Raw genomic sequence first — 16,042 nt, 5'->3', positions numbered from 1 at the left:
CCGTTGGCCGCTCGACGGCCCGGCTTTCGGCGCCGCGACTGGACCATTGGCCCAATGTCGCGGACATCTCTTGAGCCATCGGGCGCACGGATGTTTTCATGGTCCGGTCGATGGCGCTGCGGATTCCGCGGCGCCTCTTTCTTTGCGGCTTTCTTTGCGGATTTCTTCGCTGCCGTTCGCGATACGGCATGGCAACGACAGGGGGTAGCAGGCAGTGCTGAAGGGGATGTTCACGGCTCCGGACCCGGGCAGGGTGCGCTTGCGCACCTCGGCCCGGGCCGTGCTCGGCGTGGGGTCGGCCGTGACCGTCTCGCATCTGGCCACCGGTTCCCTGCCGGCGGCGATCGCCGGCGGCCTGGCGGCGATGCTGGCCCTGTTCACCGTGGGCGACGCGACCGTGCGGGCCCAGGCGGTCACCACCGCGCTGCTGCCGCTCGTGGGGCTGCCCGTCCTCGCCCTCGCGGCCGGTCTGCACGAGCACGCGCTGCCGCGCGACGCCGCCTTCCTCGCGGTGGTCTTCGCCGGCGTCCACGCACGCCGCTGGGGCCCGCGCGGGCAGGCGCTCGGCATCTTCGGGTTCATGACGTTCTTCATGGCGCAGTTCCTGCGCGCCGTGCCGCAGCAGCTGCCCGAGCTGTACACGGGCATGCTCCTGTCCCTGGTCGCCGCCGGTGTCGTGCGCTTCGCCCTGTGGTGCATCGAACGCCGCAACCCGCCCGCCCCCGTCCCGGCGCCGCTCACCGCCCGTGGTCTGGCACGTCCCACGACCCGCCAGGCGTTCCAGAACACGGTGGCCTGCGCGCTGGCCCTCGGCGTCGGTCAGCTGGTCTCCGACCAGCGCTGGTACTGGGCCGTGGGCACCGCGTGGTGGATCTTCGTCAACACCGCCTCGCGCGGCGAGACGCTGGTGCGCGGCTTCCGCCGGGTTGTCGGCACGCTGCTGGGCATCGTCGTCGGTCTGCTCGTGGCCGTCCCCCTGCACGGCGCGCCGGTGCCGTCCGTGGTGCTGGTCGCCGCGTGCGTCTTCGGCATCTTCTACACGGCCGCACCCTCCTACAGCTGGATGATGTTCTTCGTCACCGTGATGGCCTCCCTGCTGTACGGGCTGCTCGGGGTGCTCCACCCCGGCCTGCTGGTGCTGCGCCTGGAACAGACGCTCGTCGGCGCGGCCGCCGCCGGCCTGGCGCTGGCCCTCGTGCTGCCGGTGACCACGCACGCGGCCACCGACGCCTGGATCCGGCGCGCCCTGGTGGCCGTACGGCAGTGCACCGCCGCCTCCGCGCGGCGCCTGGCGGGCGACGCGCAGGCCGACCCGGCTCCGCACGTGGCGGAGCTGGAGCTGCTGCTGGTGCGGGTGCGGGTCTCGCTCGCCCCGCTGCTGCACCCCCTCAGCCCGCTGCGGGCGCGCAAGGCGCGCGCGCTGGAGGTGATGGCGCACCTGGACGTGTGCGCCCGGCAGGCACGGGGCCTGGCGGAGGTCGCCGCGGACCCGGAGGCCTCGCACGACGCCCGTCTGACGGCCGCGTGCCTGCGGGTCGAGGCGGCGCTGCACGCCCTGGAGCCGGCCGCGTGCACGGACGCCCCGGCGGCCGCATCCGGGGTGGCCGCCCCGCAGCACCACCCCGGCGCCGAGCGGGCGCTGGCGCACCTGCACGACCTGGAGCGGGCCCTGGCCGCTCTGGCGGCGCCCCTGCTGAGCAGCCCCCGGGCCCCGCTGGCGGGTACCTGAGGCTCCGCCTGGCGGATCTTCGTCGCGGGGCGCCACGCGCGCCCCGTAGGGGCGCGGGGCAGCACCTCGACTGCGGGCCGTCGGTGGCCGATCGCGCAGTTCCCCGCGCCCCTTACGGGGCACTGCACCAGCCGACGGCGCCCCGTAGGGGCGCGGGGAACTGCGCGACAAGCCACGACGCACCCGCAGAGGGGGCACTGCACCAGCCGCCGGACAGGCCCTGCGGCTCCGCCCGGCCCCGTTACGACGCCGGCGGCGACGGCAGGTGCACGTCCAGCAGGCACACGTCGTCGCGCTGCTCGCCCGGCAGGAGGCGCGCCAGCAGCGCCTCGATGGAGCTGCACCCCTTGCCGGCGCCCTCGCCGCCGAGTTCGCGGCGGGCCGCCTCCGCGAAGCGGCCGAAGCCCTCGTCGAGGTGTTCCCGGGGCCGCTCGACGAGCCCGTCGGTGTACAGCAGCAGGTGGTCCCCGGGCTCCAGGCGGCACTCGGCCTCGCCGTAGGTGGGCCGTGCCGTGGCGCCGAGCAGCATGCCCTCGGGCGGCGTGAGGAACTCCGCCTTGCCCTGCCGTACGAGCAGCGGCGGCGGGTGACCGGCCTGCGCCCACGTCAGGCAGCGGCCGACGGGGTCGTAGCGGCCGAGCACCATGGTGGCGGTGGTGTGGTGCCCGTCGTGCGTGTGCAGCAGCAGGGTGTTGAGCCGGTGCAGGGCCCCGGTCAGGGAGGACCCGGTGATGACCATGCCCTTGGCGGTGAAGCGCAGCTGCGCCATGGTGGCCACCGCGTCGATGCCGTGCCCGGCGACGTCGCCGACGGCGAACAGCACGCTGCCGTCGGGCATCTCCAGGGCGCTGTACCAGTCGCCGCCGACGTTGAGGTCGTCGTGCGAGGGCAGGTAGGTGACGTCCACGCGCAGGCCGCCCAGGCTCAGCGACCGGCCCGGCAGCGGCAGCAGCGCGTGCTGCAGCCGGGCGGCGACGGTCCGTTCGGCCTGCAGCACGTTGCGCTGGGCGAGGACGGCCTGCTGGGTCTCCAGCAGGGCCAGCTCGGCGCGGCGCTGGGCGGTGACGTCCTGGACGAAGCCGCGCACCTCGACGGGGGTGCCGCCCGCATCGGTCACCGCCTCGGCGACGATCCGCAGGTGTCTGACGCCCTTGGAGGTGGTGATGCGGAACGGGTGGTCGACGGGGGTGCCCTTGTCGAGCAGGCCCTGGATCACGGTGGCGAAGGCGGGCACCTCCTCGGGCAGCAGCAGCCCGGGCAGTTCCTCAAGGCTCACCGGGCCCCGCTGCGGGTCCCGGTCGAGGATGGCATGGACCTGGGGCGACCAGGTGATGGCCCCGGTGGCGAGGTTCCAGTCGGTCCAGCCGAGGTTGCCCAGCCGCTGCAGGTCGGCCAGCAGCTGCTGGCGGCGGTCGGCGGAGTCGTGGCCGGTCCAGGTGACGACAAGGCCGTCGCCCAGGCGCGCGGCCCGCACCGAGTAGCTGGAGACCTGCCGGACGCCGTCGGTGACCTCCTCGTACGAGAACGGGAGCCCCTCGTAGGGCCGTCCGGTCGCGAGGGTCTCCAGGTAGCCCCGCCACGGCGGGGCGCCGGCCATCGTGGGGTAGCACTCCAGGACGCGCAGTCCCACCATCCGCCGGCCGCGGCGTCCGGCGACGTCGACGGAGTGCGGGGCCGCGGCGTCGATGCGGAAGTCCTCGACCTCGCCGGCCGGGGAGCGCAGGGGCGTGAGCAGGACGGCCGGTCCGGGCAGCGTGTCGAACACCCGCTGGACGCGCTCGGCGTCGGGGTGCACGGGGCGCGGGGCGGTGACACCGCACACGCGCAGGCTCCCGGCGCACAGGTGGGCGGCGGCGTGCAGCATGTCACGGGCAGGCGGGGCGAAGGGGGCGTCCAGGGCGCGCATCACCCCCAGGACGGCGATGACCGTGCCGCCGGAGAGCACGGGGAGCCAGGCGCGGGTGGGCCACTGCTGCGGTGGGTCGCCCACCAGGTGATAGCGCCTGCTGTCCGCTTCGAGGTCCTCCAGCCAGACCGCCTCACCCGTACGGACGACGTCCTGGGCGGCGATGCCGCTGACGGGCGGCACGTGCCGCCACTGGCCCGCGAGGGCCGCCCCGGCGCCCGCGTGCCCGGCGAGCTCCAGCGCGCCGTCGGCGGTGGGCGAGAAGATCATCACCGCGGCGGCATGGACCGGGGGCCCGGCCAGGTGGTCGAGGAGTACGCCGGCGAGTTCCTGCGAACTGCCGACACCGGCCAGGGTCTCGCCCAATTCGCCGCGGCCGGCCGTCCGGCCATTGCCCGTCCGGGAGGTGGCCGGGCCGTCTGCCGACCGGTCGGCGAGGCTGCCGGCGCCGCCGTCCGGCGCCCGGTCGGCCGTCCTTCCTGCCTCCCCCACCGGGCCGCCGGGCCGCGGACCGGCGGGTTCGCCGGCAGCGCGCGGGGCGGGCACGCCGGGCGTGTGCCCGGGCGCCTGTCCGGCCGCCTCGCCGAGGACCGTCCAGCACTCCTCCACCAGCGTGCGGCCCTGCGCGTGGGCACGCCGCATCAGTTCCTCGTGGGCGTCGGCCGCACTGCAGCCGGAGCGGGCCATCAGCATGCCCTTGGCCCGCTCCACCACGGCGGTCGTGGCGGCCAGGTGCTCCAGTCGCTCGTTGTCGGCCCGCAGCCTGGCCACCACCTTGGCCAGCGCGACGACGTCGGGCACGACGCCGGACTCCTCGTCCTGCACAGACTCGCTCGTCACGCCCCGAGCATGGCACAGGCCGCCTGCCGAAAGCCCCGATCAGCCGGACCGGCCGCCCGGTATGGGGTCATTGGTACAGTGCGGTACCCGAAATCGTTCGACCGAGGGGAGCCGACGGCCCGTGGCCGTGGACGCGCTGGACGCCAGGATCCTGCGACTGCTGCTCGAACAGCCGCGCACGAGCGCGCGGGAGTACGCGCGGTTGCTGGGCATCGCGCGGGGCACGCTGCAGGCCCGGCTGGACCGCATGGAGCGGGACGGCGTGATCACCGGTACGGGCCCGCGGCTCTCCCCGGCGGCGCTGGGGCACCCGTTGCTGGCGTTCGTCCACATCGAGGTGACCCAGGGGCGCCTGGAGACGGTCGCCGCCGCGCTGGCGGACGTGCCGGAGATCATCGAGGCCTTCTCCATCACCGGTGGCGGCGACCTCCTGGCCCGGGTGGCCGCCCGGGACGCGGCGCACCTGGAGGACGTGATCCAGCTGCTGGTCCAGGTGCCGGGCGTGGTGCGCACCCGCAGCGAGATGGTGCTGCGCGAGCGCGTGCCCTACCGGATGATGCCGCTGGTGGAGGCGGTGGGCCGGCGGGCGGATCGACGCGGCGCGTCCTGACGCCCCTCCGCCCCGCGAAAGCCTGTAGAGCCCACTGACTTCCCGTCACCACTGCGTTGCGATTATCTGCTCACCCGGGCCCGATGTGTCGGGGCCCGGCCAGTGAGGAGGGGGTAATCGCATGGAAAGCAGCGGGACGAGACGCCGGTGGGGTGCCGCCGCGGTCGCGTCCGTGGCGGCGGTGGCCGTCGCCCTGCCGGCAGGCGGCGCGCAGGCCGCAGGCGGCCCGGCGGGCATCGCCGCCAAGGGGGCCTTCCTGCTCGACAGCGGCAGCAACCGCGCGCTGTGGGGCAAGGACGCCGACACCAGGCGGCAGATGGCCAGCACTACCAAGATCATGACGGCGGCGACGGTCCTGGACGCCGGCGTCGACCTGAACAAGCAGGTCGCCATCAAGCAGTCCTACCGCGACTACGTCCAGCGCACCGGCGCCAGCACGGCGGACCTGCGCACCGGCGACAAGCTGACCGTACGGCAGTTGCTGTACGCACTGATGCTGCCGTCCGGCTGCGACGCCGCCTACGCGCTGGCCGACACCGTCGGCAGCGGCGGCACGGAGAGCGCCCGCACCGCATCCTTCATCGCGAAGATGAACAAGAGAGCCGCCGACCTGGGGCTGAAGAACACCCACTACGACTCCTTCGACGGCATATCCCGCGCCGGCGCCAACTACACGACCCCGCGCGACAGCGCGACCCTCGCCCGGCACGCCCTGGGCAACGGCACCTTCGCCACCGTCGTACGGACCACGGCCACCCGCCAGAAGGCGGCCAACGTCAACCGCACCTACTACTGGGACAACACCAACAAGCTGCTGGGCTCCTACAAGGGCGCCATCGGCATAAAGACCGGCACGGGCACGGCCGCCGGCCCCTGCCTGGTCTTCGCGGCCCAGCGCGGCAGCCGGACGGTCGTGGGCGTCGTCCTCGACGACGCCACCAACCGCTACCCCGACGCGGCCCGGATGCTGGACTGGGCCTTCGGCACGCAGACCAGGATGACGCTGCGCCAGTTGCCGCCGTCGGCCCAGAAGGACTGACCGCGCCCCGTCCCGCGGGGACGGCGGGTCACCCCAGGAAGGTCAGGCGCACCTGGCGGTCCGGGTTGTCCACGTTGGTGTCGACCAGGCAGACGGACTGCCAGGTGCCCAGCTCCAGCCGGCCCCCGAGCACGGGCAGTGTCGCGTGCGGCGGCACCAGGGCCGGCAGGACGTGGTCGCGGCCGTGGCCGGGGCTGCCGTGGCGGTGGCGCCAGCGGTCGTCGGCCGGCAGCAGGTCGCGCAGCGCGGCGAGCAGGTCGTCGTCGCTGCCGGCGCCCGTCTCCAGGATCGCGATGCCGGCAGTTGCGTGGGGGACGAAGACGTTGAGCAGGCCGTCGCGGCCCGCGGCGGCCTCGTTCAGGAACGCCTCGCACTCGCGCGTGAGGTCGTGGACCCGCTCGCGGGAGCCGGTGCGCACGTGCAGGACGTGGGTGGAGAAGGTGGTGGTCGCATCGGTCATGCCCACCATCTTCGTACGCGCGGGCCGTCCGGGAAGGGATCGCCCTCTCCCCGGGTTGGTAGAAACATGAACGAATACGGGGTGCGCGAGGGGGTGCGCGAGACCGACGTCGTCGTCGTGGGCGCCGGGCAGGCGGGTCTGGCCGGCGCCTACCACCTGCGCCGGGCGGGCCTGGAGCCCGGCGAGGGCTTCGTCGTCCTCGACCGCTCCCCCGCGCCCGGCGGCGCCTGGCAGTTCCGCTGGCCCACGCTGACGTACGGCAGGGTGCACGGGATGCACGCACTGCCGGGCATGGAGCTGACCGGGGCGGACGAGGCCCGCCCGTCGGCCGAGGTGGTCGCCGGGTACTTCGCGCGCTACGAGCGCGCCTTCGACCTGCGCGTGCGCCGGCCCGTGCAGGTGCGCGCCGTCCGCGACGGCGGGGACGGCCGGCTGCTGGTGGAGACGGACGGGGACGGCGTCTGGTCGGCGCGGGCGCTGATCAATGCGACGGGCACCTGGGACCGCCCGTTCTGGCCGCGTATTCCCGGTCAGGAGCTCTTCCGCGGCCGTCAGGTGCACACCGCCGGCTACCCCGGGCCGGACGCGTTCGCCGGGCTGCGCGTGGTGGTGGTCGGCGGCGGGACGTCGGCCGTGCAGCACCTGATGGAGATCGCCGAGGTGGCTGCGGCCACCACGTGGGTGACACGCCGGCCGCCGGTCTTCCGGACGGGCCCGTTCGACGAGGCGCGCGGCCGGGCCGCGGTCGCGCTGGTCGAGGACCGTGTCCGCCGCGGGCTGCCGCCGCAGAGCGTGGTGTCCGTGACCGGGCTGCCCCTGACCGCCGCCATGGAACGGGCGCAGGCGGCCGGGGTGCTTCGGCGCCGGCCGATGTTCGAGCGCCTGACGCCCACGTCGGTGGTCTGGGCCGACGGCAGTGCCGTCGAGGCCGATGCCGTCGTGTGGGCCACCGGGTTCCGCCCCGCCATAGGCCACCTCGCCCCGCTCGGGCTGCGCGAGCCGGGCGGCGGTATCCGGCTGGCGGGCACGCGCGCGGTGCGCGACCGGCGGGTGCACCTGGTCGGGTACGGACCGTCGGCGAGCACCGTCGGCGCGAACCGCGCCGGGCGCGCGGCCGTGCGGGACATCCGCCGGCTGCTGGCCGGGGACACCCGGCCCGCCCCGAGTGGTGGATCTTCACAGCGGGAGCCCGCTGCGGCAGTATGAGGCGCGCAGACGGCAACCGGCAGGAGGTGCGATGCGCGTCGGGCTGTTCGTGACCTGCGTCAACGACGCCTTGCGACCGCAGACCGGGCGGGCCGTGGTCACCCTGCTGGAGCGGCTCGGCGTCCGTGTCGGCTTCCCGTCGGCCCAGAGCTGCTGCGGGCAGCCGCTGTACAACACCGGCTACCGGCGGGCGAGCGAGCCGCTGGTGCTGCGCTCGGCCTCCGCCTTCGCGGGCTACGACTACGTCGTCACTCCGTCCGCCTCCTGTGCCGCCATGATCCGGGACCACTACCCGCGCATCGCCGCCCGCGCGGCCGAGGAGGCGCGCCCGGCCGGCCGCGCGGCGGAACTGGCCGCGGCGGCCGAGGACATGGCGGGGCGGACCCACGAACTCACCGAGTTCCTCGTGGACGTGCTGGGCGTGACCGACGTCGGCGCGTCCTTCCCCCACACGGTCACCTATCACCCCACCTGCCACGGCCTGCGTGCCCTGGGGCTGGCCGACCGGCCCCGGCAGCTGCTGGAGCGGGTACGGGGCCTGCGCCTGCGGGAACTGGACGGCGCGACGGAGTGCTGCGGGTTCGGCGGCACGTTCTGCGTGAAGAACCCCGACGTCTCCACCGCCATGGGCACCGACAAGGCCCGGGCGGTCATCGCCGGGGGCGCCGAGGTGGTGTGCGCGGTCGACAACTCCTGCCTGCTCCACATCGGCGGCGTCCTCGCCCGCCTGGGCTCGGCGGTGCGCCCGCTGCACCTGGCGGAGATCCTCGCCTCCACCGGCGGGGCCGCCGCATGAGCCGTACGCACCTGGGCATGCCGGCGTTCCCGCGGGCGGCGGCCGTCTCGACCCGCGACGCCACCTTGCGCGCCAACCTCCGGCGCGCCACCGGCACGATCCGGGCCAGGCGCGAGGCCGCGGTCGCCGAACTGACGGACTGGCAGCAGCTGCGCGCCGCGGCGGCGGCCGTCAAGGACCGCACCCTGCGCCACCTGGACCGCTATCTGCTGCAGCTGGAGGAGAACGTCACCAGCGCCGGCGGCACCGTCCACTGGGCCGCCGACGCCGAGGAGGCCAACCGGATCGTCACGGACCTCGTGCGGGCGACCGGCGAGCACGAGGTCGTCAAGGTCAAGTCGATGGCCACCCAGGAGATCGGCCTGAACGCCGCCCTGGAGCGGGCGGGCATCCGCGCGTACGAGACCGACCTGGCCGAGCTGATCGTACAGCTCGGCGACGACCTGCCCTCGCACATCCTGGTGCCCGCCATCCACCGCAGCCGCGGCCAGATCCGCGACATCTTCCGCGCGCACATGGCCGAGTGGGGCCGCCCGGCCCCCGACGGGCTCACCGACCGGCCCGCCGACCTCGCCGAGGCGGCCCGGCTGCACCTGCGCGAGAAGTTCCTGCGGTGCACGGTGGGCATCTCCGGGGCGAACTTCATGGTCGCCGAGACCGGCACCCTGGTCCTCGTGGAGTCCGAGGGCAACGGCCGGATGTGCCTCACGCTCCCCCGGACGCTGATCTCCGTCGTGGGCATCGAGAAGGTGGTGCCGGCCTGGCAGGACCTGGAGGTCTTCCTGCAACTGCTGCCCCGCTCCTCGACGGCCGAGCGGATGAACCCCTACACCTCGATGTGGACCGGCACCTCCGACGAGGACGGACCCCGCGCCTTCCACCTGGTGCTGCTCGACAACGGCCGCACCGACGCCCTCGCCGACCGCACCGGCCGCCAGGCGCTGCGCTGCATCCGCTGCTCGGCCTGCCTGAACGTGTGCCCGGTCTACGAGCGGGCCGGCGGCCACGCCTACGGCTCGCCCTACCCGGGCCCGATCGGCGCGATCCTCACCCCCCAGCTGCGCGGTACGGCCTCGCCCCTGGAGGAGTCGCTGCCGTACGCGTCCACGCTGTGCGGCGCCTGCTACGAGGTGTGCCCGGTGGCCATCGACATCCCCGAGGTCCTGCTCCACCTGCGCGAACGCGTCGCGGAGGGCGGCGAGGTGACGCTGCGCGGCAACCGCACCGTCGTCCGGCCCGCCGCGCGGCACCGGCTTGAGCGCGCCGTCGCGGCCACGGCCGGCTGGACGCTGGACCACCCCGCGGTGCTCCGCCGCGCCCAGCGGCTGCTGGCCCGCACCCGGCGGCTGCACCCGCGGCGCCTGCCGGGCCCGGGCCGGGCCTGGTCGGACGGCCGCGCGCTGCCGCCGGTGCCGGCCGAGCCGTTCCGCGACTGGTGGGCCCGCACGCGCGGCGGTGCCTCGTGAGCGGCGGCGGGGCGAGCAGGGCGCGCGTCCTGGCCCGGGTACGGCGCGCGCTGGCGGACGTGCCCCGCCACGAGCGCCCCGGCGACCACCCGGTGCCCCGTGGCTACGAGCACGTGCACGGGCGGCGCACGCCGCAGGAGTCCGTGGCGCTGCTGGCCGCGCACCTGACGGAGTACCGGGCGGTCGTCCACCGCACCGACGAGGCCGGGCTGCCGGGGCTGATCGCCGCGCTGCTGGAGCGGCGCGGCGCACGGCGCGTGGTCGTGCCCGAGGGCCTGCCGGCGGCGTGGCCGGCGCAGGCGTCGGCGGAGAAGGTGCCGGACACTGCCGACCTGACGGTCCGTGACCTGGACGCGGTCGACAGCGTCGTCACCGGGTGCGCCCTGGCCGTCGCCGAGACCGGCACGCTGGTCCTGGACGGCGGCCCCGGCCAGGGGCGGCGCCGCATCACGCTCGTCCCCGACCACCACATCTGCGTGGTGCGGGTGCCGGGACAGGTGGTGGACTCGGTGCCGCAGGCGCTGGCGCGCCTGTCCCCCACCCGGCCGCTGACCTGGATCTCGGGGCCGTCGGCGACGAGCGACATCGAACTGGACCGGGTGGAGGGCGTGCACGGCCCCCGCGCCCTGGACGTCGTCCTCGCCGGCGACCCGGCCGTCGGGCCGTGAGCGCCGCAGAAGCCGTGCCCGGGAGAGGAGCCGCCGTGTCGCCGGAGGATTCGCGGGCGCTGCCGCTGCGCGGCATCACCGTCGTCGCTCTCGAACAGGCCGTCGCCGCGCCCTTCGCCACGCGGCAGCTGGCGGACCTCGGCGCCCGCGTCATCAAGATCGAACGTCCGGGAAGCGGCGACTTCGCCCGCGGCTACGACCGCCGGGTCAAGGGCCTGTCCGCGTACTTCGTCTGGTGCAACCGCGGCAAGGAGAGCGCCGCGCTGGACCTGAAGGACGCCGCCGACCATGCCCTGCTGGAGCGCATCCTCGCCCGCGCCGACGTCTTCGTGCAGAACCTCGCGCCCGGCGCCGCCGAGCGGCTCGGCCTGGGCGCCGCGACCCTGCGCGCCCGGCATCCGCGCCTGATCACGTGTGACGTCTCCGGTTACGGCACCGAGGGCCCGTACCGCGACAAGAAGGCCTACGACCTGCTGGTGCAGTGCGAGACGGGGCTGGTCTCGATCACCGGCAGCCCCGGGGCCCCGGCCCGGCCGGGCATCTCGGTCGCCGACATAGCCGGGGGCATGTACGCGTACACGGGAATACTGACGGCCCTGTACGAGCGCGAGCGGACCGGTCGCGGCACGCAGTTGTCGGTCTCGCTCTTCGACGCCCTGGCCGAGTGGATGGGGCATCCCTACTACGCCGAGGCGTACGGCGGGGAGCCCCTCGCACCCAGTGGCGCGCGGCATCCCTCGATCTCGCCGTACGGGCACTACGGCTGCGGCGACGGTGCGCGGGTGTTCCTCAGCGTGCAGAACGAGCGGGAGTGGGCGGCACTGTGCACCCGGGTGCTGCGGCGGCCGGAGCTGGTGGACGATCCGCGGTTCACGGACAACCCCGCGCGCCACGCCCATGACGAGGCGCTGACGGCCGTCATCGAGGAGTGCTTCGCCGCGCACACCGCGGACGGGGTGCTCGCGCTGCTGGACGCGGCCGGCATCGCGGCCGCCCGCCTGCGCTCGGTGGCCGAATCCACCGCCCACCCGCAGCTCGCGGCACGGGACCGGTGGCGGTCCTTCGGCTCCCCGGCCGGGCCCTTGCGGGGGCTGCTGCCGCCGGTGACCGTGGCCGGCCGGGAGGCGGCCATGGGGGCCGTCCCCGCGCTGGGCGCGCACACGGCCGCGATCCGGGCCGAATTCGCCGCGCCGCGGGCGGGGTGAAGGGGTCTCCTCACCCCGCCCCAGCGGTCAGACCTTGACCGTCAGGTGGGCGTCGCGCCGGACGAGCGCGGCGTAGTGCCCGTCGTCGGCGAGGAGCTCCCCGTGGGTGCCGCGCTCGGCGACGCGTCCCCGGTCGAGGACGACGATCTGGTCGGCGTGGCGGACGGTGGAGAGCCGGTGGGCGATGGTGATCGTCGTACGGCCCGCGGAGAGGGTGTCGATGGCCTGCTGCACGGCGTGCTCGGTACGGGTGTCCAGGGCACTGGTCGCCTCGTCCATGATGAGCACCGGCGGATCCCGCAGGATGGTGCGGGCGATGGCCAGGCGTTGTTTCTCGCCGCCCGAGAAGCGGTAGCCGCGCTCGCCGACGACGGTGTCGTAGCCGTCGGGCAGGGCGGCGATGTGGTCGTGGATCTGCGCCGCCTCGGCCGCGGCCCGGATCTCCTCGTCGGTGGCGTCGGGCTTGGCGAAGCGGAGGTTGTCGGCGACGGAGGCGTGGAAGAGGTACGTCTCCTGGGAGACCACGCCCACGGCCCGGGCCAGGGTGTCGAAGTCCAGGTCGCGCACGTCGACGCCGTCGATGAGGACGCGGCCGGAGGTGACGTCGTACAGGCGGGCCACGAGGTAGCCCAGGGTGCTCTTGCCGGAGCCGGTCGGGCCGACGACGGCGAGGCTGCTGCCGGCCGGGACGTCGAGGTCGATGCCGCTGAGCGCGGCGCCGGCGGAATCGGTGGCGTCGGTGACGTCGGTGGCGTCGTAGGAGAAGCAGACGCCCTCGAAGCGGACGTCGCCGCGGATCTTCTCCAGCCGCACCGGCTGCGCGGGCTCGGTGATCTCCCGCGGCAGGTCGAGGTATTCGAAGATGCGGCTGAAGAGGGCCACGGAGGTCTGCATCTGCACGCCGGTGGACAGCAGGCCGACGGTGGGGCGGAAGAGGCCCTGCTGGAGGGAGACGAACGCCACGAGCGTGCCCAGGGAGATGCCGGGGCCGCCGGTCTTGAGGGCGATGCCGGCCGCCCAGTAGACGAGCGCGGGCATGGCTGCCATGACGATGCCGATGGTGGACATGCGCCAGCGGCCGGCCATGTTCGTGCGGACCTCCAGGTCGACCAGTCGCTCGGACTCCGCGGCGAACGCCTTGGTGAGCGAGTCGGCGCGGCCCATGGTGCGGCCCAGCAGGATGCCGCTGACCGACAGCGACTCGGTGACCATGGCGGACATGGCGGCCATCTGCCGCTGGCGCTGGGAGGTGATCTTCCGGCGCTCGTCGCCCACACGGTGGCCGATCCAGACGAACAGCGGCAGCAGGAGCAGGGAGACGGCCGTCAGCCGCCAGTCCAGCGCGACCATGGCGACCACGGTGGCCACGACGCTGGTGAGGTTGGAGACGAGCGAGGTCGCGGTCGAGGTGACGGTGGCCTGCATGCCGCCGATGTCGTTGGCGATGCGGGACTGCACCTCGCCGGTGCGGGTGCGGGTGAAGAAGGCGAGCGGCATGCCCTGCAGGCGGTCGTAGACGGCGGTGCGCAGGTCGTGCATGACCCGCTGGCCGACGGTGGTGGAGATCAGCGTCTGCAGCACGCCGAAGACGTTGCTGACGACGGCCGTGGCGATCATGCCGAGGGCCAGCAGGGACAGCAGGCCCGTACGGCCCTGGGGGATGGCGACGTCGAGGATCTCGCGCAGCAGGAACGGCGAGGCCACGGCGACGAGCGAGGAGGCGGCGACGAGCAGCACCACCATGGCCAGCCGGCCGCGGTAGGGGTGGAAGAGGCGGAGGATGCGCCGCACCTGCGCGGGCTGCTCCGGGCCTGCGGGGGGCGGTGTCCAGTCCAGTGCGTCGTGGGGCATGGGCTCCTTCAGCGTGGTCGGATCCGAAATGCGGGAAGCGCGCCGACGCCGGTGACGGCGCCGGAAACACCGACGCTGTAAGGGAGCATAGCTCACTATTACCTATACTCACAATGTACGTGGTCCTGATACCATTGTGATCATGACGGCCCCCGACACGTCCGGCCAGCTCGCCGAGCAGCTGCTGAGGCTGACCCGCAGGCTCCACCGGGCCCAGAAGCGCTATCTGGACCCGGTCGGCATCACGCCCGCCCAGTCACGACTGCTGCGCACCGTGGCGCACTACGAGGCGCCCCCGCGCATGACGGACCTGGCGGAGCGCCTGGAGGTCGTGCCCCGGGCGGTGACCACCCTGGTCGACGCCCTGGAGGCCGGCGGGGAGCTGCGGCGCGTGCCCGACCCGAGCAACCGGCGGGTGATCCGCATAGAGCTCACCGACCGGGGCCGCACGACCCTGCGCGCCCTGCGCGACGCCCGTCGCGCGGCGGTGGAGGACGTCCTGGCCCCGCTCAGCGAGCCGCAGCGGGAAGTGCTGGGCGGGCTGCTGGCCGAACTGCTCTCCGGCCGCGGGCACCTGCCCGCCTGACCGGCCCGCCCGCGGCGGTTCAGCAGGCCCGCCGGTCCTCCGTCAGCTCGCCCTGGGCCGTGGCCAGGGTGCGGTCGTAGCAACTGCCGGGTCCGTACAGGCGGTAGCGCTCACGCGAGACGCCGGTGGCGTGGCGCTGATCGCGCGGCACGTTCTGGGTGTAGGCGGCATCTCCGGTGTACCTGTCGTCCAGACGCGACCAGGCGACCGTCCGGCCGCCGCGCAGGGTGACCGTCTGCGCGCCGTCGCCCATCGCCATGACCGTGCGCAGCCGGTCGCCGGCGCCCACCGACGTCGTGCCGTCCAGCGTGTAGGTGCGGTGGGTGCGGGTGGTGACCGCCGGCCCCCGGCCGGCCGTCGTCACGTTCGCGTCGTCGTTCCAGCGCGCCGTGAGGCCGTCGGTCGTCTCTCCTTCCGTCCAGCGGTGCACCGAGCGCGCGGTGACCTCGCGGGCGACGGTCGTGGTGACGCGGCCGTGCGAGGTGTCGAGGTAGCCGGCCACGGTGAGCTCGTGCCCGCCCTCGGAGGTCAGCCGGTGCTCCGTGCCCGGCTCGTAGGCGGTGGTGCCGGTCGGGCTGCCCTCCTCGTGGCGGGTCAGGGCGCCGGTGACGCGGTCGGAGGCGGCGTCCTGCCAGACGAGGACGTTGGTGGGCGTGCTCCAGCCGCTCTGCCCCTGCGGCACCCCGGCCACCGAGACGGTGACCGTGTGCGGCCGACCGTCGTTCAGCAACCCGGCGAAGGGCGTGAGGTCGTACTCCAGAGGACGGATGTCGAAGGCCTGCGGGCCCGGGATCACGTACCACAGGAACGGGTTGGACCATCCGCCGGTCCACACGGCCGGGAAGGGTGCGGCGATGCCGGCGAGCCGGCCGTCCACCGAGACCCGCACCTCCCGGTGGGGTCCGTCCTTGGCCTTGCACGAGTACGGCGCGGCGTCGGGGACGGTGAGGTACCAGAACTCCTCGCAGCCACCGCCGGATCCGGTGGCGTAGACCTCGGCGACGATGCGCTCGCTGTTGCGCGGCGTGGCCAGCGTCCCCTCGTACACCGTGCCGCCGTCTTGGGCCCCGTCGAGCGTGAGGACCTTGTCGGGGGTGGCGGCCGGCGGCACCCGGCCCTCGGCCCGGTAGAAGGTCAGCGTGGCCTTGACCTTGATGACGCCGGTGTAGGTGTCGTTGACGAGGTTGCCGATGAGCATCTCCACCGGCTGCCGGGAGCGCAGCACGGGAGCGTAGCGCGTGACGTCCTTCTCGACGCTCCAGGAAATGCCCTTCGGCGAGGGCTCGGGCGTCGAGGTGCGCAGCACCTCGACGCCGCCTATGCGCAGGTAGCCCAGGCGGTCGTACTGCCGGCCGGCCACCGATCCTTGCAGGCGCAGGACGACCTTGTTCCAGCGGTCGCCGCAGCGCTCGGGGGGCGCGTAGGTGCTCTTGTAGGGCGTGTAGTCGCGGAATTCGGTCTCGGCCACGGTGACCGTGCAGGAGGTCGTGCCGGGCGTGGCCACCGGCGGACCGGCGGTGACCGGGTCGTGCCAGTCGGTGCCGAACTCGGCGGGGGCCGCGGTGGCCTGGCCGGTGCTCAGCAGCAGGGCGGCGGTGACGGCGCACAGCACCTGGAGCAGTCGTCTCATGGGGCAGGAGTGAAGCGCTTTGCCGCGGGGCGCACCAGTACTCCACCGGC

Annotated in this window: 13 protein-coding genes; 9 read left to right on the top strand and 4 right to left on the bottom strand. The window is 74.4% G+C overall.

The window, feature by feature from the left end; genetic code table 11:
* The first annotated feature begins 226 nt into the window (after window positions 1-226).
* A complete protein-coding gene (locus ABD361_RS18125; protein WP_344436410.1) occupies window positions 227-1,729 on the top strand; it encodes an FUSC family protein in 1,503 nt (500 codons plus the stop codon).
* Between the two features lie 241 nt (window positions 1,730-1,970).
* On the opposite strand, the gene ABD361_RS18120 is transcribed toward ABD361_RS18125, so the two are convergent.
* A complete protein-coding gene (locus tag ABD361_RS18120; protein WP_344436409.1) occupies window positions 1,971-4,475 on the bottom strand; it encodes a SpoIIE family protein phosphatase in 2,505 nt (834 codons plus the stop codon).
* Between the two features lie 121 nt (window positions 4,476-4,596).
* Between ABD361_RS18120 and ABD361_RS18115 the strand changes: the two genes are divergently transcribed.
* On the top strand, window positions 4,597-5,085 hold the full coding sequence (locus tag ABD361_RS18115; RefSeq protein ID WP_344436408.1) for an Lrp/AsnC family transcriptional regulator: 489 nt from the start codon (window positions 4,597-4,599) through the stop codon (window positions 5,083-5,085).
* 121 nt (window positions 5,086-5,206) lie between these two features.
* The gene (locus ABD361_RS18110) at window positions 5,207-6,124 is read left to right on the top strand and encodes a D-alanyl-D-alanine carboxypeptidase family protein (protein WP_344436407.1); all 918 of its coding nucleotides are present in this window, start codon (window positions 5,207-5,209) and stop codon (window positions 6,122-6,124) included.
* A 28-nt stretch (window positions 6,125-6,152) separates the two neighbouring features.
* Here the strand turns inward: ABD361_RS18110 and ABD361_RS18105 are convergent, their stop codons facing one another.
* On the bottom strand, window positions 6,153-6,584 hold the full coding sequence (locus ABD361_RS18105; protein ID WP_344436406.1) for a secondary thiamine-phosphate synthase enzyme YjbQ: 432 nt from the start codon (window positions 6,582-6,584) through the stop codon (window positions 6,153-6,155).
* 66 nt (window positions 6,585-6,650) lie between these two features.
* Between ABD361_RS18105 and ABD361_RS18100 the strand changes: the two genes are divergently transcribed.
* Genes ABD361_RS18100 through ABD361_RS18080 form a run of 5 tightly spaced genes read left to right on the top strand, consistent with a single transcriptional unit; the run spans window position 6,651 to window position 11,925 of the window.
* A complete protein-coding gene (locus ABD361_RS18100) occupies window positions 6,651-7,790 on the top strand; it encodes an NAD(P)-binding domain-containing protein (RefSeq protein ID WP_344436405.1) in 1,140 nt (379 codons plus the stop codon).
* 31 nt (window positions 7,791-7,821) lie between these two features.
* On the top strand, window positions 7,822-8,586 hold the full coding sequence (locus ABD361_RS18095) for a (Fe-S)-binding protein (protein ID WP_344436404.1): 765 nt from the start codon (window positions 7,822-7,824) through the stop codon (window positions 8,584-8,586).
* Window positions 8,583-10,052: a lactate utilization protein B gene (locus tag ABD361_RS18090; RefSeq protein WP_344436403.1), complete on the top strand. Its 1,470-nt coding sequence runs from the start codon at window positions 8,583-8,585 to the stop codon at window positions 10,050-10,052. Before ABD361_RS18095 ends, ABD361_RS18090 begins: the two co-directional genes overlap by 4 nt.
* Window positions 10,049-10,720, top strand: a complete 672-nt coding sequence (locus tag ABD361_RS18085; protein WP_344436402.1) for a LutC/YkgG family protein — start codon at window positions 10,049-10,051, stop codon at window positions 10,718-10,720. The genes ABD361_RS18090 and ABD361_RS18085 overlap by 4 nt, the downstream gene beginning before the upstream one ends.
* Window positions 10,721-10,755: 35 nt before the next feature.
* Window positions 10,756-11,925: a CaiB/BaiF CoA transferase family protein gene (locus ABD361_RS18080; protein WP_344436401.1), complete on the top strand. Its 1,170-nt coding sequence runs from the start codon at window positions 10,756-10,758 to the stop codon at window positions 11,923-11,925.
* A gap of 27 nt (window positions 11,926-11,952) precedes the next feature.
* Here the strand turns inward: ABD361_RS18080 and ABD361_RS18075 are convergent, their stop codons facing one another.
* On the bottom strand, window positions 11,953-13,776 hold the full coding sequence (locus ABD361_RS18075) for an ABC transporter ATP-binding protein (RefSeq protein ID WP_344436400.1): 1,824 nt from the start codon (window positions 13,774-13,776) through the stop codon (window positions 11,953-11,955).
* A gap of 142 nt (window positions 13,777-13,918) precedes the next feature.
* On the opposite strand from ABD361_RS18075, the gene ABD361_RS18070 reads away from it, so the two are divergent.
* A complete protein-coding gene (locus ABD361_RS18070) occupies window positions 13,919-14,362 on the top strand; it encodes a MarR family winged helix-turn-helix transcriptional regulator (protein ID WP_344436399.1) in 444 nt (147 codons plus the stop codon).
* A gap of 19 nt (window positions 14,363-14,381) precedes the next feature.
* Here the strand turns inward: ABD361_RS18070 and ABD361_RS18065 are convergent, their stop codons facing one another.
* On the bottom strand, window positions 14,382-15,992 hold the full coding sequence (locus tag ABD361_RS18065) for a peptide-N4-asparagine amidase (RefSeq protein ID WP_344436398.1): 1,611 nt from the start codon (window positions 15,990-15,992) through the stop codon (window positions 14,382-14,384).
* Window positions 15,993-16,042: the final 50 nt, after the last annotated feature.

Source organism: Streptomyces luteosporeus, from assembly GCF_039532865.1.
Classification (GTDB): Bacteria; Actinomycetota; Actinomycetes; order Streptomycetales; family Streptomycetaceae; genus Streptomyces; species Streptomyces luteosporeus.
The sequence above is the reverse complement of the archived record's forward strand: the minus strand, read 5'-3'. Positions and strand labels throughout refer to the sequence as shown.

Excerpts from the sequence above, each read along its gene's own strand:
- ABD361_RS18075 (WP_344436400.1), bottom strand. The coding sequence starts at position 13,776 with ATGCCCCACGACGCACTGGACTGGACACCGCCCCCCGCAGGCCCGGAG.
- ABD361_RS18100 (WP_344436405.1), top strand. The coding sequence starts at position 6,651 with ATGAACGAATACGGGGTGCGCGAGGGGGTGCGCGAGACCGACGTCGTC.
- ABD361_RS18125 (WP_344436410.1), top strand. The coding sequence starts at position 227 with ATGTTCACGGCTCCGGACCCGGGCAGGGTGCGCTTGCGCACCTCGGCC.
- ABD361_RS18070 (WP_344436399.1), top strand. The coding sequence starts at position 13,919 with ATGACGGCCCCCGACACGTCCGGCCAGCTCGCCGAGCAGCTGCTGAGG.
- ABD361_RS18095 (WP_344436404.1), top strand. The coding sequence starts at position 7,822 with ATGCGCGTCGGGCTGTTCGTGACCTGCGTCAACGACGCCTTGCGACCG.
- ABD361_RS18110 (WP_344436407.1), top strand. The coding sequence starts at position 5,207 with ATGGAAAGCAGCGGGACGAGACGCCGGTGGGGTGCCGCCGCGGTCGCG.
- ABD361_RS18090 (WP_344436403.1), top strand. The coding sequence starts at position 8,583 with ATGAGCCGTACGCACCTGGGCATGCCGGCGTTCCCGCGGGCGGCGGCC.
- ABD361_RS18105 (WP_344436406.1), bottom strand. The coding sequence starts at position 6,584 with ATGACCGATGCGACCACCACCTTCTCCACCCACGTCCTGCACGTGCGC.
- ABD361_RS18065 (WP_344436398.1), bottom strand. The coding sequence starts at position 15,992 with ATGAGACGACTGCTCCAGGTGCTGTGCGCCGTCACCGCCGCCCTGCTG.